This is a genomic window from Candidatus Accumulibacter necessarius (assembly GCF_036625085.1).
Window position 1 is genome coordinate 105443 of the sequence record NZ_JAZKUM010000004.1, and the last position, 20306, is coordinate 125748.

Below are 20306 nucleotides of genomic sequence, written 5' to 3' on the forward strand. Positions count from 1 at the left end.
CGTGAAATCGAGTTCCTCCCGGTCAGGCGATGGACACTGCTGCCGGTTTCCCCTGAGGTGAGCTGCGAGAGAGGCGTTTGCCCGCCCATCTCGGCTATAATCGCCGGCCAACCCTGCTTGTCTTCTCTCCACCGCGGGTACGCCCGAGAGACTTTCTCCCATGCGCAATGAGTCGCTGACGCCGGAAGCCGTTTCCGATTCGCTGATCGGTTGCACCCCGACCGTTTCGCCGGCGAACGCGCGGCACGCCGACGGGACGCTGGTCGACAGCTATGGGCGGCACGTTACCTACCTTCGCTTGTCGATCACCGACCGTTGCGACTTCCGCTGTGGTTACTGCATGGCCGAGGAGATGACCTTCCTGCCGCGGGCGCAGGTGCTGACGCTGGAGGAATGCCTGCGCATCGCCAGGGTTTTCGTCGACCTGGGCGTGACCAAGGTGCGGGTCACTGGCGGTGAGCCGCTCGTCCGGCAGAACGCCGTCTGGCTGCTCGAACAACTGGGACGCCTGCCGGGTTTGGACGAACTGGTGATCACCACCAACGGTTCGCAACTCGACCGCTTTGCGCCGGCGCTGCGCGCTGCCGGCGTCAGGCGCATCAACCTCAGTCTCGATACGCTGCGCGCCGACCGCTTCCGGGAGATTACCCGGGTTGGCGACCTCGGCAAGGTCCTGCGCGGTCTCGACGCGGCGCAGGCAGCCGGTTTTCAGCGGCTGAAGATCAACACGGTGATGATGCGCGGCAGCAACGACGACGAGTTGATTGACCTGGTCGAATTTGTCCTGGACCGCGGCATCGATATTGCCTTCATCGAGGAAATGCCTCTCGGCGATACCGGACACGCGCGTCAGGCCAGCTATTTCAGCAGCGAAGAAGCGCTCGCCGGGCTGCGGAAGCGATTTGTCCTCCTGCCGTCCGCCGATAGCACTGGCGGACCGGCCCGTTACTGGCGGATTCCAGGCAGCTCGACGCGCGTCGGCTTCATCTCGCCGCACAGTCACAACTTCTGCGACACCTGCAACCGGGTACGCATCACTGCCCGTGGCGAACTCTACCCGTGCCTCGGCAACAACCAGTCCATCCAGCTGCTGCCGCTGCTGCGCGCGCACCCGACCGACGACGTGCCCCTGCGCGCGGCCATTGTTGACGGCATGGGGATCAAGGCCAGGGGCCACGACTTCAGCGGCCAGATGGCGGCGCCGCAGGTGCTGCGCTACATGTCGATGACCGGCGGTTGATCGCTCGTCGCCGCCTTGGATCAGCGCGTTCGGCGCCGTCCGCCGTCCGCCGTGATTCGCCTCGATCCCTGAATCGACAGGAGGAACGATGGACACCCTGATGCAAAGGACCTGGGCGTATTTCTGGCTGCCCGAGACGAAGTACGTCATCGCCGCGGCAGTGATGCTGACGCTGATTGCGCTGCCGCTGCTGGCGAAGGAGCGGCGGCGGGCAGTCGCCACCTTCCTGGCGTTTGTCCTCTGCCTGGTCGGCCAGCTTGCCGGCGCGGTGTTCGAAGCGCTCGACTACTCACGTTTCGCAGTGATGGTCCACGAACTGTTTGTCATCGGTTCGGGAATGGCGCTGGTCCGGCTGCTGGCCATGCTCGTCTTTCGGGGGATTCTGCCACGGCTGGGCATCGTCGTCGTGCGCATCGCCGAGGACATCAGCGTCCTCCTGTTCTACGCAGCGTTCATTCTGGCGCGATTGCACTTCGTCGGCCTTGACCCGTCGAGCCTGCTGACGACCTCGGCGGTGATCACGGCGGTGCTGGCCTTTGCCATGCAGGACACGCTTGGCAATGTGCTTTCGGGTGTTGCCCTGCAGCTCGACAACTCTTTGCGCACCGGCGACTGGATCAGGATTGACGATCTCACCGGTCGAGTGGCGCAGATACGCTGGCGGCAAACGACGATCCGGACGCGTAACGGCGAAGTGGTCATCGTTCCCAACAGCCAGTTGATGCGCGGCCGTTTTACCGTCTATGGTCGGGCGGACATCCCGAACTGGCCCTGGCGGCGCTGGATCTGGTTCAACATCACCCATGACTCGGCGCCAAGGCAGGTAATCCAGGAGGTGGAGAAGGCGATCAGCGCTGCCGACATTCCCAACGTCGCCGCCGATCCCGCGCCGACCTGCGTCCTGATGGAGTTCGGTCCAGGTTACGCCCGCTACGCCCTGCGCTACTGGATGCTCGATCCGCAACCGGATGATCCGACCGATTCGGCGGTCCGGGTGCATGTCCTCGCGGCCCTGCAGCGCGGGGGGATGCAATTGGCGGTACCGGAGCAGTCGCTGCTGGTGACCAAGGAGAACGAGGCTTACCGCAAGTCGATCCGGCGGCGCGAAACCGAGCGCCGGGTGGCCGATCTGCGCAAGCTGGAGCTGTTTTCCGGCCTGCAGGAGGAAGAGTTGCGGACGATCAGCGAACATCTGATCTTCGCCCCATTTGCCAGCGGCGACGTCATCTATCACCAGGGCGACGCGGCCCACTGGCTCTACCTGCTGGCATCCGGCGAGGCCGAGGTGTGGATGGAGATCCCTGAACAGCCAAGGCAGCTCTTTCGGACCATTCACGCCGGCAGCACCTTCGGCGAGCGGGGTGTGATGACCGGCGAGAACCGGCGCGACACGGTCATCGCGAAGACCGAGCTGGTCTGCTACCGACTGGATCAGTCGACGGTCGACGAGATCATTCACTCGCGGCCGGAGATCTCGCGGGCGTTTGCCGAGATTCTTGGTCGCCGCGAGCGCGAAATCAACGCCTTCATGCGCCGATTCGTCGATGTTCCCAACGCCCCCGTGCCGCAGGAACACGGCATACTGGAAAAGATCCGCAGTTTCTTCGAGCTCTGAGCGCGCTTGCGTCGTCGCGCTCAGCCGGTGGCGACGGTGTCGGGGGCGACGGCGACCCCCCGCGGCCCGGCATAGCCGGTCATTTCCAGGTAGCCACGACCGCTGAGGCTGCCCTCGACCCTGACCAGCCCCTCCCAGTAAACCACAGGCGCCGGACGACTGGTCGACAGTTCCTGGTCGTCGAGGACCGGCAGCGTGCGCAGCGTCTGCTCGCCGCAGCGGATTTCGAGCTGCACTGGATAGTTGGCGCCGCTTCGTGGTGACGACCAGTGGCGCCGGGGCGTGAAACTGACCTCGTCGGCAGCGAACTGGCGCAGGCGGCCAGCGGCATCACGCCAGGCCGCGTGCGCGTAGAGCGTTTCGCCGGCGGCATCGCGCATGCGGAACGCCATCAGCGCGCCGCCGTCGGTGAGGTTGATGCCCAGCCAGTCCCAGCCGACGGCGCGGTCGCCAAGCAGTGTCGTCGACCACTCGTGGTCGAACCACGCCTGGCCGCTCACCGCCTGCCGGCGGCCGTCGCGCAACAGGGTTCCGCCGACCTGCAGCTGCGGCCAGCTGACGTAGTAGCTGGCCAGTTCCGGCCCGTGACCCTTGCGCGAGTAGCCCTGGTCACCCTGCAGCAGCAGGGGTTGCGATGGCGTCAGCGTCAAGTCAAAGGAAAACTGTGGGCTCTGCATCTGCAGCCGGAGCACCTCGCCGGGAGCCTGCAGCTGCCGGACCATCCGCCAGGCGCCGATCGAGACATCCAGGTCGAGGCTGGAAAAGCTGGCGCCGAGGTTGGCCCGGGCGGCACGTTCCGCATGGCGCAGCCGCTCACCGGGAATGGTCAGTGCCGCATGGGCGAAGAGGATCTGGCGCGCGGCAATCGGCGAACGTAGCGCTTCGGCGGTTCCCGGCCGACTACGGAAGAAGGTGAGCTGAAAGCCGACGTCGGCCAGTGGCGAGTCCAGTGCGCCCGTCACGTACCACCATTCGGTACGAAACTCCGGGTGCGCGCCGTGGTCGCGCGGGAGCGCCAGTGGCACGCCAGGCGTTACCGGTGCATAGGTAACAGCGGCGGCGGCAGGTGCAGCGTGCAGCAGTGCCGGTAGCAGCAAGGGAGTGGCGAGGAAGTGGCGGCGGCGCATCGCAGTTGTCCTTACTGGGCGCTGGCGAGAACCTGCGCCACCGGCAGCCGGGTCGCCTGGCGCGCCGCGTAGTGACTGGCGACGACGGCCGCAGCCAGGGTCGACGCGGCGCCGGTGAGCAGAACCAGCCAGGGAATGTCGAGCGGCATCCGCCAGTGGAAGGCCTGCGGATTGATCACGTGGGTCAGGATGGCGCCAATTGCGACGCCGCAGGCGAGACCGATCAGCAGTCCGACCACCGCAATCAGCGCTCCTTCGAGCATTACCGCGCGGCTCAGCATCCGGCGGCTGAAACCGAGGGCACCGAGCGTTGCCAGTTCGCCGGCGCGCAACCAGACGCCGGCCGCCAGCGTCACGGCCAGCCCGAAGAGGCCGATCAGCATTGCCGCGGCCTCGAGCGCATAGGTAACGGCGAAACTCTTGTCGAAGATTGACAGGCTCAACTGCCGAATGTCGGCAGCCTCGGCGAGTTCGAGTCCGTAATTGACGGTCCAGGGCGCCAGCCAGGCGACGGCAGCGGCTTCCTGGCCGGTGAGCGGCCAGAGCGCGAGGTCGGTCGGCTGGAAAACGCCACCGAGTCGCAGATAATCGTCGCGGCTGATTACGATGGCGCCGAACTGCCTGGAATAGTCGCGCCAGACGCCGCCGACGAAGACCTCGAACTCGCCTCCGAGCAGTGGCAGGCGCAGCGTCTCGCCCGGGCTGATGCGGTAGATCTCGTGCAGTGGTTCGCTGATCCACACCACTGCCATCTCCGGCGGCGGCGTCAGCACTACGCCGGTGAAGGGAAGCCTGGCCGCCGGGTTGCGTCGGTCGATTTCTCGCACCAGCAGCCCAACGTTGGGTCGCTGCGGATCGAGCGTCAGCGAGGCGTGCGCCGTTCGTTCGACGCGGGCGAACGGCGCCTCGGGCCGGGTCAGGGCAGCGAGCAGTTCCTGTGGCAGGGGGGTTGCCTTGCTGCGCAGATAGAGCGGCGCTGGCAGGACTTCGTCGAGCCAGTGGTCCACGGCGACGCGAAAGCTGGCGACCATGATCACCATGCTGGCGGTCAGCGCGAAGCTGACGATTAGCCCGCTGGCTGCCACCTGGGCCATCAGCGGGGCCTGCGCGACGTTCTGCAGCGCGATCTGTTGCGGTGCCGGCAGGGACTGTCGGGCGAAGTAGCCAAACACCCGCTGCGTCAGCAAAGGCGCGGCGGCAATGCCGATTACCAGTACCAGGGCAATTGCGGCATAGCCGGCAAGGGGCAGGTCGAACAGCGGTGGCAGGCGGGTCAGTCCAAACACGCCCAGGGCGAGCAGCATCGGCAGCAGCAGTCTGCTTCGTGCGCTGCTTCTGGCAGGCGGGCTCTGCGCAAAACCCGTTTTCAGAGCCTGCGCCAGTGGCTGCATGCGGTTCAGGTAGGCCGGATAGAGCGCGCCGGCGAGGCTGGCGATGCAGCCCAAGGCGAGAAAGCCAAGTGCCGGAGCGAGTTGCGGAACAATCAGCGGGGCACTGGCCGAGAAATAACCACCGCCGAGATCGCCGCCGAGAAGCTGGGTGAAACCCAGCGCCAAGCCGTAGCCGAGAGCCAGCCCGAGCAGCGCGCCGGGAAGACCGATCGCCAGCCCTTCGAGCAATATCTGCAGCAGGCGCATGCGCGGTGACAGGCCGAGCACGCCGAGCAGCGCAAACTGCGTCGAGCGCTGCGCGACTGCGGTCAGTTGCGTGGCGAAGACGAGGAAGGCGCCGGTCAGCAGGGCGACCAGCGCCAGGACGTTGAGGTTGACGCGGTAGGCGCGTGACAGGTTCGAGACGCGTGCGCGGTCGTCGTCGGCCGCTCGCAGCAGCAGGCCGGCCGGCAGGCGCTGTGCCAGCGCTGCCCGCCAAGCGGCGACATCGGTATTCGGCGCCAGGCGGACACGCGCCTCGCTGACCGCGTCGTCAGGCCCGAAGTGCTCCTGCACCCAAGCGATGTCGGCGACCAGCAGCAGGTCGTCCGGTCCGGTGGCGGGCAGGTCTCCGGCGACCATGGTCGACCATTGCTTCTCGCCGCGCGTCAGCGTCACCGGGGCACCGATCTGCAGTCCGAGCTGGGCGAGCAACGCGGGCGAAGCATGGACGCCGCCGTCGACAATACTGCCTGTCGCCGGGCGGTCATCCTGTCGCGGCAACAGCCGGGGCATCACCGCTGGGGCGCTGAAGACATCCAACCCGATCAGGCGGATCGGCGTTCGCGCCTGGGCGATGCGGACGCGCGTCTCGATCACCGGGGCGATGATCAGCACCGCCGGGTCGCGCGCGATTTCGTTCACGGTCGCCAGCGGCACGCCTCCGGCGCTATCGCGAGCCGCAATCACCGCATCCGGATCGCCCTGGACGGTATTCATGGCGCGCGAGAAATCGGCCAGTGCCGCGTCGTTGATCAGATGAATGGCGTAGCCGAGCGCGACGCCGAGGGCGATCGCCAGCAGCGACAGCAGCGTCGCCGCGCGCCGGCTGCGGAACTGGGCGCGGACCAGCCACCAGGCGAGGGTCTTCATTCCAGCCCGTCCGGCGTCAGCGTCAGGGTGCGGTCGCAGCACTGCGCGACGTGCTGCGAATGGGTGACGACCAGCGCGCTCGCCTGCTGCTCGCGAACGCGTTCGAGCAGCAGCGACAGTACCCCGCCGGCGGTACGCGGATCGAGGTTGCCGGTTGGCTCGTCGGCCAGGATCAGCGACGGGCGGTGCACCAGCGCGCGCGCGATCGCTACCCGCTGCAGTTCGCCGCCCGATAGCGAAGCCGGCCAGCGATCGCCGAAGCCCGGCAGACCAACGCGCTCGAGCAGCAGCCGGGTGCGCGGCGCGTGTTCCCCGGCCGGCACGCCGCCGAGCAGCAACGGCACGCGGAGGTTTTCGCCACGGTCAGCGTCGGCAGTACGTGAAAGGCCTGGAAGACGAAGCCGATACTGCTTGCCCGCAGCGCTGCCCGGGCTGCCTCGTCGAGCCGGACGATGTCCGTGGCCTGTGGTCCAATGCGGATCGTTCCGCTGTCGGCGGTTTCGAGCCCGGCAATGCAGTTGAGCAGGGTGCTCTTGCCGACGCCCGACTCGCCGACCAGGGCGACGATTTCGCCTGCCGCGACGGCAAAACCCAGGCCGCTGAACAACGGCCTGCTGGACCTGGCATGACGCTTCGACAGGTCGGCAACGGTCAACATCGGGTAGAGGCCAGTCGGCAGGTCCGGGTCACTTCTGTTTGGCCATGTACGACCAGTTGATCTTGCGCCGGGGCAGCAGATAATCCAGTTCCTCGGCCGGGCGATCATGCAAACGCAAGGGACGGTCGATCGTGATGCCGTCGGCGCGCGCCAGATCGAGCATGATCGATTGCCGGCGCGGCACCTCGGGGGCGTAGATCATTACCTGCGGGCACAAGGGCCGGTCGGCGGAGGCCGAGCTGATCACCGCGCCGATGCGCCCGTCGCTGAGCTGGACGATCGAGCCTGGCGGATAGACGCCCATGGCGCGAACGAAGAGGGCCAGCAGCGCCGGGTCGAAGGCCTTCTGCTCCCGCGTCCAGAGCGCTGACAGGGCTTCCGAGGGTGACATCGCACGCCGGTAATCGAGCGGATTGACGAGGTTGTCGAAGCGGTTGGCAATCGCTACCACCCGCGCCGTCAGCGGGATCGCGTTGCCACTGAGCCGGTCGGGGAAGCCGCGGCCGTCGCCGCGTTCGTGATGGTGCAGGATCGCGTCGAGCATCGGTTGCGAGAGGCTGCCAACCCGCGCCGCCTGGTCGAAGCCGCGGCGGCAATGCGTCTGGTAGATCGACTCCTCGTGCCGGTTGCGTTCGTTGTTGCGCAGGATCGATGGATTGATTCCCTGTTTGCCGAGGTCGTGCAGCAGGGCGCCGATGCCCAGCGCGTGCAGCGCCGCCTCCGGCAGCCCGGCCTGTTTGCCGAGCAGAAGCGCCAGGGTCATCACCGACAGCGAGTGCGCCGCGTGGCCGTCGTCGTGCGCCTTCTCGGCGATCAGCACGATGGCGCTATCCGGGTCGGCGAGCAGGGCCGCCGTCGACTCCTCACTGACCCTGGCGACCTCCCTGATCGCCTCGCGCGGATCGTGCACGAAGGCCTTGATCGCGCTGCCGACTGCTCTGGCGGCGCCGAGGTAGTGTTGCTGGGCCTTGTCAAGCCTTTTCCTGAGGCTGTCGGTGGCCCGCGAACGCTCCAGCTTCTCGGCCAGGCGCGCCGCTGCCAGGGCTGCCAGTCGTTCGCTCTCGGCCACAGACTCACTGTCCACCGGCGCCGCCGCTGCCTGTCTCGGCAGCGGCAGAACCTTGCAGCGCGCCGGATCGCAGAACAGTTGCGGTAGCTTCATCGCGGCGATCAGCCGCGCCTGCTCGGCATCCGCAATGACAAACGAACTGAACATGAACTGGTGTTCGATCCACGGCAGCGGCAAACGAACGTGCACCCCCGGACGCAGTTGCGATGCGTCGATACTGATTTCACCCGCTCGCTGGGTGATGTCATCCGGGGTTGATGACATGTCGTGGCCTCTCCTGTGCAGCGGTGTCGATCAGATGCCTGGTGGCAGTCGTCACTATAGGGCAGTCTGGGCGCGAGCGTTAGCCGTTACGAGCCCTGCGGATGCCGCTGCTCCTGTTGCGGCCGATTCGGATTCCCGGTCGGCAGACAGGCGATCGCGCTGGGCTGAAGACAACTTATGCCACGCTATCGCGCGATTGTTGCTCGCGCTCTGCGTTGGGCATTGTGGCCGAGGTGTATTGGTGGACCTGCACAGACCGGCTGGCGGTGAAGAGGTCGGAGGGCAAGCGTGGCGCACTGTCGCTCTGCCATTCACCACCCGAAGTCCGAGGGAGCCGAACAAGCAGGGGAGACAAGGGAAGCGATCCACCGTCGCGCGGTGGTCCTAGACGACCGGGCGTTGCTGGAACGTGGGCTCAACGGCAAGAGCTGAAGGAAGACAAGCTGCCTTTGTCGGGAGCTTGAAGGGCCTGCTGGAATGCAAATCGACTTCAGCGGTGGCCATTTGTTCCGAATCCAGGTTGATGACGGCCGCGGCTGTTTCATGGAGGGAGCCGCGCTTCACGGGGCTTGCTTTGCGACTTGGAGTAGTGTGCTCTGCAGCAATCAGGCAAGACCGCAATACCGAAGGCGACCTACGGATCTACCGATGCTCCCGATCCAGCCAACGACGTGAGTCACATGGTTCTCCACCAGGATGGGCAGTAGCCCCCGCCAGCAACCATCGACTGGATCGGTTCACAACTGGCCAAACCTGCTGGCGCCGCGATCGCTCAGATTAGCCGGTTGCTCGAGCCTCTCGGTTGCGCACCGTGTGCGCAGAGCCTCGCCGATGGGACGCCAGTGTTGACATTGCGCAGGAGACGGTCGGAGCAATAACAGCCCTCCTTGCCGCATTGCCGTATGCTCGGCCCTCGCTCAGCCCGTAGCACTTCTGAGCGAGGGCGGCCAACTCAAGGCCGAGCGCGAGCCAGGGAGAAGTCGGCAGCTAAACAGCCGTCCTGCGCCCACGCCGTAGCGAAAGCCCTGCAAACGCGAGGCCCATGAGTGCCAGCGTAGCCGGCTCCGGAACTTCGTTGCCACCGACTTCAACAGCGACGCTATCGATTCTCGCGTCGTAGTCAGTCCCGTTAATCTCGCTGCGGAAGGCGATCGTCGTGTTTGCTCCGCTAGCCACGAATGAAAGGGTTGCGTTGATCCAATTGCTATTGAGGATCTGGTAGCTAGCGACCTCGATACCGTCAATATCAACCGCCAGTCCGAATCCGCCCGTGATGACTCTCCCCGAGTAGTCAAAGGTCAGGTCGTACTGTGTGCCTGCGCTGGTTGCGATGGCCTGTGACAGTTTGGGGTCCGGGTCACCACTTGGAGTATTGCGACCATTGTGGTTGATCCAGAAAGAGCCCAGGGGATTGCCCTCGCCCGGAAGATACCCACCGTCTACACCCTGGTTGTTATAGGTCCAGCCGTTCGCGTTGGTCGCGAAGTCTCCGTTCTGAATCAGATTCGCCTGCGCAAGACCGCAGCCGAACAATGCGCTGACCAAGGCCAGCGGCCGGACCATGGAACGTAGTTTCATTGTGAATCTCCCGTGAAGTTACCAGCAAGAAGTGATCTAGTGATTCAGACGCCACACTCTGACGATGGAGAGCGCCTGCAAACAGGCAGCCTTCTTCTCTTCCCGCTATCGCCAGCCCTCTGGCTCAGTCGTCACAAGCAGAAACCGTGCCAGAACTACAATGGCACATGAGCCTAGTAAATCTTTCAATAGCTTAGGTCTATAACGCATCTAGCAAGGGAATCGGAGGTGTCCCCTTCCCGCTCAATCTGTAAAATTTCTCGACATGATGAATCTCACAGATCCTCGACCTGCGACACCGTGGCTGGCCAACCCGAAACTTCATTGGTGGCGGCTGATAATTACGTGCACCTTCTGCAGGGAAGTGTGGCTCGCTGACTACAGGCGCCTGACGCAGCAAGGCGCTGTAGCCGGGTTGGCGCGATCAAGCTCCCGGCTGCCGCCGAGACGCCGCCTGCGTAGTTGCTGCGTACCGTCGTTTTGACACCCCGGTCGTCCACCCGGATAATCCAGACAAGACTTCATCAGCGTGTAGAGCGCTCAGCGCGGCAAGAAAGGGGCAGGACATGCGAACGGTAAAAAGCTTCCTGTCCAACTCAGCGCCAAGTTTCGCAGCTACCGCGACGCCCTGCGTCGCGACCTCGACCGGCCGAATGTCCCGGTCAAGGTGCAGAAGGATTTCATCGCCACCGGCAGCGAAATGCTGGACAAGCTCGACGAGTACATCCGCGACTGCGACGCGGTAGTCCACCTCGTCGGCGACATGACCGGTGCCCTGGCGCAGGCGCCGTCGCTGGCAGTGATCCGCCAACGCTATCTGGATTTGGTCAGTCGCCTTCCTGTGCTTGTACCGTTCCTCGAACCCAATGCGCCGGCGGTCTCCTACACGCAGTGGGAAGCCTGGCTGGGGTTGTATCACGGCAAGCCGCTTTTCATCGCCGCGCCGCAGCAGGCGCATCTCACGCGGCTGGCGGAGCTCGAGCGCCACCCGGAAATCACCTTTGCCGATGGCAACCGCCTGGTGGTGGAACTGCTGCGCTCGAAGCTCCACGAGATCCTCGCGCTGGCCGGGCCGCCGACCCGGCCAGTCAGTCTGCCCTACCGCAGCCTCGGCGAGTTCTTCAAGGGCCGCGAAGCAGCAATCGAGGAACTCGTCACCAAGCTCGGGTGAGTCCCCGAGCACCCGACTCCGGTCGCCGCGCGCGTGATCAACGGCATCAGCGGCGTCGGCATGACGCGCCTCGCGCTTGAGTACGCCTGGCGGCGCGCCGACGACTACGGGGCGATGTTCTTCGCCAGCGCCGACGACCCCGTGGCGCTGCAGAGCAACTTCGCCGTCCTCTGTGGGCGAAGGATCCTCGATCTGCCCGAGCAGCGCGAAACCGAAGAAGCCCGGCAGCACGACGCAGTGCTCAAGTGGCTGTGCGAGCACCCCGGCTGGCTGATGATGTTCGACAACGTCGATTCCGAAGAAGCCGCCGCAGCGGCCGAATCGCTGCTGCCGCAACTCGCCGGCGGCCACACCCTGCTCAACAGCGGGCCGGCTAACTGGAGCGCGGCTGCCTGGCGGTTCTGCGGCTCGATGTCCTCTCACCCGAGGCCGCCGCCGACTTCCTGCTCGCGCGCACGCGGACAGACGCCGCGCTCACGACGACGATGCAGTTGCGGTGCGAACGCTGGCCGAAGAACTCCGCTGCCTCGCTTTGGCGCTCGAACAGGCGGGCGCCTATATCGCGCAGCGCGCGCAGAGCTTCGCGCAGTATTTCGCCGAATGGCAGGGTCAACGCGACGAGGTGCTCGCCTGGTTTGACCCGCGCTTGATGCAGTACCCGAAGAGCGTGGCAATCACCTGGCAGACCTCGTTCGATCAAGTCGGTGAAGCCGCCCGCCGACTGCTGAGGCGCGTGGCCTGGCTTGCTACAGACCCGAGCCCGGAATCGCTACTGGAGGTGCTGTTGCCTATAGCGGCGGGTGAGGAAACCGATCCCTTCAAGGCGTTGGCAGAACTGGATTCGTATTCGCTGGTCAAGCGCGCCGCCAACACGTCGAGCTTCACGGTTCACCGGCTGGTGCAAGAGGTCACCCGCCGTGGCCAGAGCGACCGATGGCCGCCGGCTGCGCTTATCGAGGGCCTGGCGTGGGTCAATGCCGCTTTCGTTGGCGACCCTCAGGACGTCCGCAACTGGCGGGTCCTCGAGCAGTTGGTGCCGCACGCGCGGGCGGTCGCCGGATACGCCGACCGGGTCGGCATCACCGATCCGACCGCCGGATTACTGAGCGACAGCGGGACTTTTCTGCTGGAGAAGGCCGTGCACGGCGATGCCGAGCCACTGATGCGCCGGGCGTTGGCGATCGACGAGGCGAGCTTCGGCGTCGAGCACCCGACGACTGCGGTCCGTTTCAACACCCTGGCTCACCTGCTTCAGGCCACCAACCGGCTGGCCGAGGCCGAGCCGCTGATGCGTCGCGCGCTCCGATGCTGCATCGCGAGCGTCGGCATTGAGCATCCGAACACGCAGACTATCTTGGGGAACTACGGCGAGCTACCGAGGGCAATGGCCAAGACCGAAGACGAAATCCGCGACAGCGTGCTCCCGCTGTTGCAGCAACGATGAAGGTCACGGTAAGCATCATCAGGTAGTCCGTCAGGCTGCGCGACTGCCACGCCCTCGCAGCGCTTCGCCAGCGGATCAGCGCCCACTTCTCTCGGCGAAGTTTGCCACCCCGCAGTCAGCTCTTGTGACTGCAAAGCCGTGCTGGCCAGGTCGGCACTGGCGGTGGCCTGCCTGCCGCATATCGACGCACCCGCTTGCCCGGTGGTTTCCTCCGGGCCTTGTGACATCTTCCTACCTGCCGGGCGGTGGTGCGCGCAGGGCGGCCAGCAGCTTCTGGCCAGGACGGCCGTCGACCACCATACCCAGGCGCTTCTGCTCGGCCTGGATCGCCTGCCGGGAGTTGGCGCCGATCATGCCGTCTATCTCGCCGATCGGGTGTCCCCGGCTGGCGAGCAGGGTCTGCAGTTCGCGGCGCTCTTGCCGCGACAGGCCGGGGTCGTCGGTCGGCCAGGGTGCGGCAAACGCCTTGCCGCCCTTGATCCGGTCGGCGAGGTGAGCGATCGCCAGGGCATAACTCTCGGCGGCGTTGTACCCGTAGATCACGTCGAAGTTGCGAAAAACCAGGAACGCCGGGCCGCGCGGACCAGCGGGCAGGAGCAGGCCGGCGGCGGCATCCGAGGCGGCGATCGGCTGGCCATCGGCGCGCTGCACGCCGCGGCCCGTCCAGTAGGACAGCGGACGCTTGTTGCGCCGTCCCGAGACGCTGCTGTCGAAGGCGGACGGCAATACCACCTCGTAACCCCAGGGCTCGCCCTTGCGCCAGCCCGCCCGGTGCAGGAAATTGGCGGTCGAGGCGAGGGCATCGGGGACGCTGTCCATCAGGTCGCGGCGGCCGTCGCCGTCGCCATCGACCGCCAGCCGCAGGAAGGTCGATGGCATGAACTGGGTGTGGCCGAAGGCGCCGGCCCACGAACCAACGAGGCGCTCCGGCGCGATGTCGCCAGTGTCAAGGATCTTCAGCGTGCTCAGGAACTCGCCCCGGAAGTAGGCTTGCCGGCGGCCAAAACAGGCCAGGGTGCCGAGCGAGGTGAGCAATGGGCGTTTGCCGAAATTGCGTCCGAAGTTGCTTTCGACGCCCCAAACGGCGACGACGGTGTCGGCATCGACCTGATAGCGCTCCGCTGCCTTGGCCAGCGGGGCCGCCCATTTCTCGCGCATGGCGAGTGCATCGGCCACCCTTTCCTCATCGACCAGGCCGGCAAGGTAATCCCAGATCGGTGTCCGGAACTCGGGCTGGTAGTCGAGGAATTCGAGCACGCTCATGTCGGGCGTCAAACCACGGGTCAGGCGATCGAAGGCAGCCGTCGAGACGCCTTTCGCCGGCGATTCTGCGCGCAGCGCCGCCATGCAGGTGGTGAAGCGCTCGGCCGGCACGGCTTCCTGAGCAGCGATGGTGCCGGTCATCAGAGTCAGGGAGAGGAAGAGGTAGGCGGTTTTCATGGCAAGGTTCACAGGGCAAAGGTGGCGTCGCGGTGGGTGGATACAATGAAAGCGTTTGCCGCGCGGAATAGCCGTCATCGGGGCCGGCGCGGGCGTGACAGCGACTCATGCCGCAGCCAGGTGAAAATTCACCGCCTGTCAACCGTCCGCGGTCTTGTCGGGTGGTTCGGTCGGGCGGGTCGGAAGGTCGTTCGCTGCCTGACCGGTGGCCGCGGCACGTGGCTTGGCGTCGTATTCGGCGCTGCCGATCACTTCGCCCTCGATGACCAATCCGCCCGGCTGCTGCCTCTGCGGGTTGGCCTGCTGCTGCATCTGCTCGTTCAGATGCCGGCGAAGGTGACGGGTTTTCCACTTCAGGTAAGCAAAGACCAGCAATCCGCCGATGACCACGACAGTGAGTGCCAGCAGCGAAAACATGAACGCGACGACCACCAGCACCGCCCCGGCGGCAATCGTCAGCAGTTTTCCAAGGATGCCACCGGGCGGCGCTGCCAGCCGAGTGTCGGCAAAGCCGGATTGTTCGTGATTGTTTCCCATCCAAACCCTCGTTGTCCCGTTCCGAGAAGAACGACCTTGGCGCTTATTGTACGGTGTGGGCAGCGCTCGGACCACTCTGTGGCAACCTTGCTCGCGGTGCGCGGTGGTCTCTGCCCGACAATAGAAACGGCCCGCGCAGAGGGGGAGCTGGGCGGGCCGGGTGATGCTGTCGCCGTGACACTCCGGGGGGAGGGGGGGGGGAGGGGGAGGGGAGTGCTCCGGCGACAGAACGAATGCTATAGATAAAGACGAACAAGATCTGTGCGGTATTTGTCGTTTTGTGTCACAACGTGTACGTGGCCACCCGGAGAGGCGCTAGATCAGGAAGGGATTGGCAGCGCCGGTAAATAGCCTGGTCAGCAGCTTCTGCTCCTTGCTCTCGATCGAATCGAGAAACTCGCTTGCCGAGCCCATTCCGCGGAAGGCGTTGAAGCCGCGCTCAAGGAACTCGTGCAATTCACCGAGGCCGGTGAGGTGGGCAGGACCGCGCATCAGCTTGAGCATGCCGCTCAACAGCGGCTTCCTGGCCAGTCTGTCGAGCGCTTCACCGGTTTCGCGAATCAGCAGAATCTGGCGTTCCCGCTCCGCCTGGCAGCCGACAACCCGGTAGGCGGCAGCATAGGCGTCCTCGTCGATGCAGTCGATCAGCCCGGCCCGACACAATTCGGCGATCATGGCCGAATCGAGTTCTTCGGACAGGGCATCCAGTTCGACCGCCAGCGCGATGGTGCGCAGCGCCGAAGCCGGAAGCATCTTGATCAGGAGCGGCAGGATGCGCTCGACCTCCTCGTCGCGGCTGCTGAAGTCCTTCGGGCCGTAGAGGTCGGAGAGAAAGAACTGCGCAGCTTCTCCGAAGCGCGGACTGGCCAGCAGAACGGCATGGGTGCGGGCCAGTCGCCCGGCCTGCCATTCGCGCAGCCGCAGGCGAGCACGCGCGGCCTCAGGCTCGGTGTTGGCCTGCAGGCGCAAATGCTTGGCCGTCTTCAGGTGTTGCCGTAATGCGTCGGCGCTCTGCTGCATCTCCAACGAGACCGTCGAACTGTCCATGGCGAAGCATTATGCACCGCCGGGGAGAGTCTGTTTAGAGGACATCGCCTAACGGCAACACGCCGGGGAGCATACACTTGATCGCGAAAGAATCTTCGAAAGGACAAGCCATGCCTCATCCCGATTCGCTGGCGAGCCGCTTCGCCCGTTTGCAGGGCGCCGCGCGAAGCGATCCGAATCCGGACCGGGCGGTGCGCGATCGCCGCCTGCAGAGTCTCGACCGGCTGCTGCTCGACAACGAGAAGGCGCTCGCCGACGCCGTTCGGGGCGATTTCGGCCATCGCTCGCTGGCGGAAACGCGCATGCTCGAGCTGTTTCCGGCGCACGAGGCCATTCGCCACACCCGTCGGCACCTGCGCCGCTGGATGCGGCCGCAGGCGCGCTCGGTATCGCTGTGGTTTCAGCCGGGCAGGGCCGAGCTGCATTATCAGCCGTTGGGCGCGGTGGGCGTCATCGTGCCCTGGAACTACCCGATTTTCCTCGCCGCGGCACCGTTGGCCGGGGCACTGGCGGCCGGCAATCGCGCGCTGGTCAAGATGTCGGAGGTCACCCCAGCGACGGCATCACTGCTCGCCGAACTGGTCGGCAGATACTTCGCCGACGACGAGGTGTCGGTGGTCGAAGGCGATACCAGCGTGGCACAGGAATTTTCCAGGCTGCCCTTCGATCACCTCCTGTTCACGGGTTCGACCGCGGTGGGTCGACACGTCATGCGCGCTGCGGCCGACAATCTGACGCCGGTGACGCTGGAACTCGGTGGCAAGTCCCCGGCGATCATCGGCCCCGGATCGGCTGCCAGCGCCCATTTTGCGCACGCGGTGGAGCGCATCGTCGTCGGCAAGTGCCTGAACGCCGGGCAGACCTGTATCGCACCTGACTACGTCCTGTTGTCGGCCGGGCTGGAGCAGGCATTCATCGACCGGGCGCGAACTGTCGTCGCCAACTGTTATCCGGAGATCGACAAGAGCGCCGACTATTCGACGATCATCGATCAGCGTCAGTACGCCCGCCTCTGCGCTTACGTGGACGAGGCCAGGATGGCCGGGGCAAAGGTGGTTGATCTGGCACCGGCCGCCGTCGCCGACCCGGTTCGACGTCACCTGCCGCCACTGGCCTTGCTCGAGGCTGGCGACGATCTGCGCGTGATGCGGGAGGAAATCTTCGGTCCGCTGCTGCCGGTGCTGCCCTATCGTGATCTCGACGAGGCGATTCGCTACGTCAATCAGCGGCCGCGGCCGCTGGCGCTGTATTACTTCGACAGCGAGCGCAGGCACATCGAGCGCGTGCTCAATGAAACCGTTTCCGGCGGTGTGACGATCAACGACACCATCCTGCACATTGCGCAGGACGATCTGCCCTTTGGTGGCGTGGGCCCGAGCGGCATGGGCTGCTATCACGGTTTCGCCGGCTTCGAGACCTTTTCGGTCAGAAAGGCGGTCTTCCGGCAATCGCGTCTGTCCGGCATCGGCCTGTTCAAGCCGCCTTACGGTGCCCTGTTCGAACGCTTGACGAGGATCATGCTGCGATGATTCTCTCCCGACGGCAGTTCATCCAGACCGGTCTCGCCGGCAGTCTGGTACTGTCCTTTGCCGGCTGGCTGAACGCGGCCGGTGCGCGTCGTCTGAGCGCAGCCGAGCGCGAGATGCTCGCTGCGCTGTGCAGCGCGCTGCTCGACGGTGCGCTACCGAAGGACGCCGAGCAAAGGCGCCAGTTGGTGGCGCTGACCGTCGACGGCATTGCCACCGCGGTCGACGGTCTTTCGCTGGCCACCCAGAAGGAACTCGGCGAGTTGTTCGGCCTGCTGGTGCTTGCGCCGGCGCGGCTGCTCCTGGCCGGTGTCGGCAAGCCCTGGCGCGAGGCCAGCGTCGCCGAGGTGAGCGAGTTTCTGCAGGATTGGCGATCGAGTCGTCTCGGCCTGCTGCAGAGCGCCTACGGCGCACTGCACGATCTGACCTTTGGCGCCTGGTATGCACGTGCCGACACCTGGGAAGCCATCGGCTATCCCGGCCCACCACGGGGGTATTTCTGATGCAGGACCCGATCAAGACCGGCCTGGCCAATGGCTGGAAGCACGTCGACGCCTCAACCCTCACCAGGAGTCAGGCGGTGGAGGCCGATGTGGTCATCGTCGGCACCGGTGCCGGTGGCGGCGTCACCGCCGACATCCTCAGCGACGCCGGCTTGCGTGTCGTACTGATCGAGGAAGGTCCGTTGCGCTCGTCGAGCGACTTCCGGATGCGCGAGGCCGATGCCTACCCCGAGCTGTACCAGGAATCGGCCTCGCGGAAGACGGCTGACAAGGCGGTGAACATCCTGCAGGGGCGCTGCGTCGGCGGCTCGACGACGGTGAACTGGACGAGCAGCTTCCGCACACCGCCGGAAGTGTTCGACTTCTGGCAACGCCAGTTCGGCCTGCGGCAACTGAGCGTCGAGTCGATGAGTTCGTGGTTTGCGGTGATGGAGCACAAGCTCTGGGTACGTTCCTGGGATACGCCGCCCAACCAGAACAACCAGGTCCTCGTCGCCGGTGCCGAGAAACTCGGTATCCCGGTAGCGGGCATCAAGCGCAACGTCAAGGGTTGCTGGAACCTTGGCTACTGCGGCATGGGCTGCCCGACCAACGCCAAGCAATCGATGTTGCTGACCACCATTCCAGCTGCACTGAACCGTGGCGCGACGCTGTACACCCGGCTGCGCGCCGAACGCCTGCGTTTCGCCGGCAGCCGGGTGAGCGCGCTCGACTGCATGGCCTTGCAGCCAGACGGCATCCATCCGGCTGGCAAACGCGTGCAACTGCGCGCCCGCCATTTCGTCGTCGCCGGTGGCGCCATCGGCAGCCCGGCACTGCTGATGCGCAGCGGCATTCCTGACCCCTATCGCCTGCTCGGCAAGCGCACCTTCCTGCACCCGGTGATCATCTCGTCGGCGCTGATGCCGGCGCGCGTCGACGCCTACGCCGGTGCGCCGCAGTCGATCTACAGCGACCACTTCCTGCATCGGGCGCCGATTGACGGTCCCCTAGGCTTCAAGCTCGAAACACCGCCGTTGCACCCGGTACTCTATGCGACCACGCTGCAGGGCTTCGGCGAGGCACACGCCAGGCTGATGCGTGAGTTTACCCACGTCAACGCGCTGCTGGCGCTGCTGCGCGACGGTTTCCATCCGGAAAGCCGCGGTGGCCAGGTTCGCCTGGGCAGTGACGGTCTGCCGGTGCTCGACTACCCACTTGGTGAGGTGATCTGGGAGGGGGCCCGGCGGGCGCTGCTGGCGATGGCTGAAATCCAGTTCGCTGCTGGCGCGCGCTGGGTGACGCCGGTGCATGAGACCTCCCCCGGATACTCGAGCTGGGCCGAGGCTAAGAAAGGGATCGCCGAGTTGCCGCTGAAGCCCTTCCTCTGCCGGGTGGTCAGCGCGCACGTGATGGGCGGTTGCGGCATGGCCGATACTCCCCAGCGCGGTGTCGTCGATCATCGCGGGCGGCACTTCTGGCTCGGCAATCTGTCGGTGCACGACGGATCGGTTTTTCCGACCAGCCTGGGGGCCAATCCGCAGCTTTCGATCTACGGCCTGGTCGCCCGCAATGCCAGCCTGCTGGCTGCCGAACTGTCGGGCCGGCCGCCTCCGGTCATCCCCTGAGGAGAACCGTCCCATGCTCGCACGCGCCCTGCGTCTGTCCCTGCTGCTTGAAATTGCGCTTTACCTGGCGCTGGCGAGGTTCGCTTTCGATGCCTCGCCAGCCACCGCCGCCCTGGCGGCCCTCGCTGGCGTGCTTTGCCTGCGCGCTGCGCTGCTCACGCTGATCTACGCTTATGCCTGGGCCTACCATTCGCCGGCGTCGCGGCTGTCGCCGCAGCAGGCGCTGGTGATGGTCGCTGGCGAGTACGGCGCCCTGCTGTTCGCCTTCGTCCTGATCTTTCCTTTCGAACGCTGGTGGATGGGCGAGGATCGTCTGCAGCCGGCCGCAACGGATGGTGCCGAGCCGGCCGGCCGCCGGCCGCCGGTTCTGCTGGTGCACGGCTACGGCTGCTCGCGCGCTGCCTGGTGGTGGCTGCGCCGCCGGCTCGTGGCAGCTGGCTGGAGGGTGGCGACGATCAACCTTGAGCCAATCTACACCGGGATCGATGATTTTGTTGATCCCCTGGCCCGGCGCGTCGACGCCGTGCTTGCCGAAACCGGCGCCGCACGAGTGATTCTTGTCGGCCACAGCATGGGCGGCCTGGTGGCGCGGGCTTACCTGCAGCGCCACGGCGAATCGCGGGTGGCAGGTCTGGTGACTCTGGGAACGCCGCATCAGGGCAGCCGGCTGGCGCACATCGGTTATGGCGAAAATGCCCGTCAGATGCGGCCCGGCGGCCCCTGGCTGCAGACCCTTGCCAGCCCGGCGCCGGTGGTCGATACTGTCGTCATCTACAGTTCACACGACAATTTCGTGATGCCGCAGAGCCAGCTGCAACTGCCAGGAGTACCCAATCAGGCGATCGACGGAATCGGTCACCTGGCGATGCTTTTTTCACCACGCGTGGCGCAGGCCCTGCTGGCGGCACTCGAGCGAATCGGCGCGCGCTCTCTCGCGGCAGACAGCGCCTGAGCAGGC

16 protein-coding genes and 1 pseudogene are annotated in these 20306 nt (G+C 65.7%); 9 read left to right on the forward strand and 8 right to left on the reverse strand.

Annotated features, from left to right (window positions below):
• Positions 1 to 160: 160 nt before the first annotated feature.
• Together moaA and V5B44_RS11630 are read left to right on the forward strand one after the other, a co-directional pair.
• Positions 161 to 1240 carry a GTP 3',8-cyclase MoaA gene (gene moaA / locus V5B44_RS11625; protein WP_332359205.1) on the forward strand — a complete coding sequence of 360 codons (1080 nt, stop codon included), beginning with the start codon at positions 161 to 163 and terminating at the stop codon, positions 1238 to 1240.
• 88 nt (positions 1241 to 1328) lie between these two features.
• A complete protein-coding gene (locus V5B44_RS11630) occupies positions 1329 to 2855 on the forward strand; it encodes a mechanosensitive ion channel family protein (RefSeq protein ID WP_332359206.1) in 1527 nt (508 codons plus the stop codon).
• Between the two features lie 20 nt (positions 2856 to 2875).
• On the opposite strand, the gene V5B44_RS11635 is transcribed toward V5B44_RS11630, so the two are convergent.
• From V5B44_RS11635 to V5B44_RS11655, 5 genes and pseudogenes are all read right to left on the reverse strand, one after another.
• Positions 2876 to 3982, reverse strand: coding sequence for a lipocalin-like domain-containing protein (locus V5B44_RS11635; protein WP_332359207.1), 1107 nt, complete (start codon positions 3980 to 3982; stop codon positions 2876 to 2878).
• A gap of 11 nt (positions 3983 to 3993) precedes the next feature.
• The gene (locus V5B44_RS11640; protein WP_332359208.1) at positions 3994 to 6504 is read right to left on the reverse strand and encodes an ABC transporter permease; all 2511 of its coding nucleotides are present in this window, start codon (positions 6502 to 6504) and stop codon (positions 3994 to 3996) included.
• A pseudogene (locus V5B44_RS11645) lies at positions 6501 to 7162 on the reverse strand (ABC transporter ATP-binding protein). The gene V5B44_RS11640 and the pseudogene V5B44_RS11645 overlap by 4 nt, the downstream one beginning before the upstream one ends.
• Positions 7163 to 7190: 28 nt before the next feature.
• Entirely contained in the window at positions 7191 to 8495 is a 1305-nt protein-coding gene (locus V5B44_RS11650; protein ID WP_332359209.1) for an HD-GYP domain-containing protein, read from the reverse strand.
• 987 nt (positions 8496 to 9482) lie between these two features.
• Positions 9483 to 10073, reverse strand: coding sequence for a PEP-CTERM sorting domain-containing protein (locus tag V5B44_RS11655; protein WP_332359210.1), 591 nt, complete (start codon positions 10071 to 10073; stop codon positions 9483 to 9485).
• Between the two features lie 667 nt (positions 10074 to 10740).
• On the opposite strand from V5B44_RS11655, the gene V5B44_RS11660 reads away from it, so the two are divergent.
• Genes V5B44_RS11660 through V5B44_RS11670 form a run of 3 tightly spaced genes read left to right on the forward strand, consistent with a single transcriptional unit; the run spans position 10741 to position 12688 of the window.
• A complete protein-coding gene (locus V5B44_RS11660; protein ID WP_332359211.1) occupies positions 10741 to 11244 on the forward strand; it encodes a hypothetical protein in 504 nt (167 codons plus the stop codon).
• A gap of 33 nt (positions 11245 to 11277) precedes the next feature.
• Entirely contained in the window at positions 11278 to 11883 is a 606-nt protein-coding gene (locus V5B44_RS11665; protein WP_332359212.1) for a hypothetical protein, read from the forward strand.
• Between the two features lie 10 nt (positions 11884 to 11893).
• Positions 11894 to 12688 carry a tetratricopeptide repeat protein gene (locus V5B44_RS11670; protein ID WP_332359598.1) on the forward strand — a complete coding sequence of 265 codons (795 nt, stop codon included), beginning with the start codon at positions 11894 to 11896 and terminating at the stop codon, positions 12686 to 12688.
• 231 nt (positions 12689 to 12919) lie between these two features.
• Here V5B44_RS11670 and V5B44_RS11675 read toward each other — a convergent pair whose 3' ends face one another.
• The 3 genes from V5B44_RS11675 to V5B44_RS11685 all read right to left on the reverse strand — a co-directional run bounded on the left by V5B44_RS11675 (position 12920) and on the right by V5B44_RS11685 (position 15712).
• The gene (locus tag V5B44_RS11675; RefSeq protein ID WP_434735440.1) at positions 12920 to 14128 is read right to left on the reverse strand and encodes a lytic murein transglycosylase; all 1209 of its coding nucleotides are present in this window, start codon (positions 14126 to 14128) and stop codon (positions 12920 to 12922) included.
• Positions 14129 to 14266: 138 nt separating this feature from the next.
• Positions 14267 to 14665, reverse strand: a complete 399-nt coding sequence (locus V5B44_RS11680) for a hypothetical protein (protein WP_332359213.1) — start codon at positions 14663 to 14665, stop codon at positions 14267 to 14269.
• 315 nt (positions 14666 to 14980) lie between these two features.
• Complete coding sequence (locus V5B44_RS11685; protein WP_332359214.1) at positions 14981 to 15712, reverse strand: FFLEELY motif protein; 732 nt, start codon at positions 15710 to 15712, stop codon at positions 14981 to 14983.
• A gap of 110 nt (positions 15713 to 15822) precedes the next feature.
• Here V5B44_RS11685 and V5B44_RS11690 point away from each other — a divergent pair, with 110 nt between their 5' ends.
• From V5B44_RS11690 to V5B44_RS11705, 4 genes are read left to right on the forward strand one after another with little or no spacing between them, the layout of a single operon-like run.
• Complete coding sequence (locus V5B44_RS11690) at positions 15823 to 17241, forward strand: coniferyl aldehyde dehydrogenase (protein WP_332359215.1); 1419 nt, start codon at positions 15823 to 15825, stop codon at positions 17239 to 17241.
• Positions 17238 to 17741, forward strand: a complete 504-nt coding sequence (locus V5B44_RS11695) for a hypothetical protein (protein ID WP_332359216.1) — start codon at positions 17238 to 17240, stop codon at positions 17739 to 17741. The genes V5B44_RS11690 and V5B44_RS11695 overlap by 4 nt, the downstream gene beginning before the upstream one ends.
• Positions 17741 to 19348: a GMC family oxidoreductase gene (locus V5B44_RS11700; protein WP_332359217.1), complete on the forward strand. Its 1608-nt coding sequence runs from the start codon at positions 17741 to 17743 to the stop codon at positions 19346 to 19348. The genes V5B44_RS11695 and V5B44_RS11700 overlap by 1 nt, the downstream gene beginning before the upstream one ends.
• 13 nt (positions 19349 to 19361) lie before the next feature.
• Positions 19362 to 20300 carry an alpha/beta fold hydrolase gene (locus V5B44_RS11705; RefSeq protein WP_332359218.1) on the forward strand — a complete coding sequence of 313 codons (939 nt, stop codon included), beginning with the start codon at positions 19362 to 19364 and terminating at the stop codon, positions 20298 to 20300.
• Positions 20301 to 20306: the final 6 nt, after the last annotated feature.

Bases quoted from the DNA above. Each gene is read 5' to 3' on its own strand.
- moaA (WP_332359205.1), top strand. From the start codon at position 161: ATGCGCAATGAGTCGCTGACGCCGGAAGCCGTTTCCGATTCGCTGATC.
- V5B44_RS11630 (WP_332359206.1), top strand. From the start codon at position 1,329: ATGGACACCCTGATGCAAAGGACCTGGGCGTATTTCTGGCTGCCCGAG.
- V5B44_RS11635 (WP_332359207.1), bottom strand. From the start codon at position 3,982: ATGCGCCGCCGCCACTTCCTCGCCACTCCCTTGCTGCTACCGGCACTG.
- V5B44_RS11640 (WP_332359208.1), bottom strand. From the start codon at position 6,504: ATGAAGACCCTCGCCTGGTGGCTGGTCCGCGCCCAGTTCCGCAGCCGG.
- V5B44_RS11650 (WP_332359209.1), bottom strand. From the start codon at position 8,495: ATGTCATCAACCCCGGATGACATCACCCAGCGAGCGGGTGAAATCAGT.
- V5B44_RS11655 (WP_332359210.1), bottom strand. From the start codon at position 10,073: ATGAAACTACGTTCCATGGTCCGGCCGCTGGCCTTGGTCAGCGCATTG.
- V5B44_RS11670 (WP_332359598.1), top strand. From the start codon at position 11,894: ATGCAGTACCCGAAGAGCGTGGCAATCACCTGGCAGACCTCGTTCGAT.
- V5B44_RS11675 (WP_434735440.1), bottom strand. From the start codon at position 14,128: ATGAAAACCGCCTACCTCTTCCTCTCCCTGACTCTGATGACCGGCACC.
- V5B44_RS11680 (WP_332359213.1), bottom strand. From the start codon at position 14,665: ATGGGAAACAATCACGAACAATCCGGCTTTGCCGACACTCGGCTGGCA.
- V5B44_RS11685 (WP_332359214.1), bottom strand. From the start codon at position 15,712: ATGGACAGTTCGACGGTCTCGTTGGAGATGCAGCAGAGCGCCGACGCA.
- V5B44_RS11690 (WP_332359215.1), top strand. From the start codon at position 15,823: ATGCCTCATCCCGATTCGCTGGCGAGCCGCTTCGCCCGTTTGCAGGGC.
- V5B44_RS11695 (WP_332359216.1), top strand. From the start codon at position 17,238: ATGATTCTCTCCCGACGGCAGTTCATCCAGACCGGTCTCGCCGGCAGT.
- V5B44_RS11700 (WP_332359217.1), top strand. From the start codon at position 17,741: ATGCAGGACCCGATCAAGACCGGCCTGGCCAATGGCTGGAAGCACGTC.
- V5B44_RS11705 (WP_332359218.1), top strand. From the start codon at position 19,362: ATGCTCGCACGCGCCCTGCGTCTGTCCCTGCTGCTTGAAATTGCGCTT.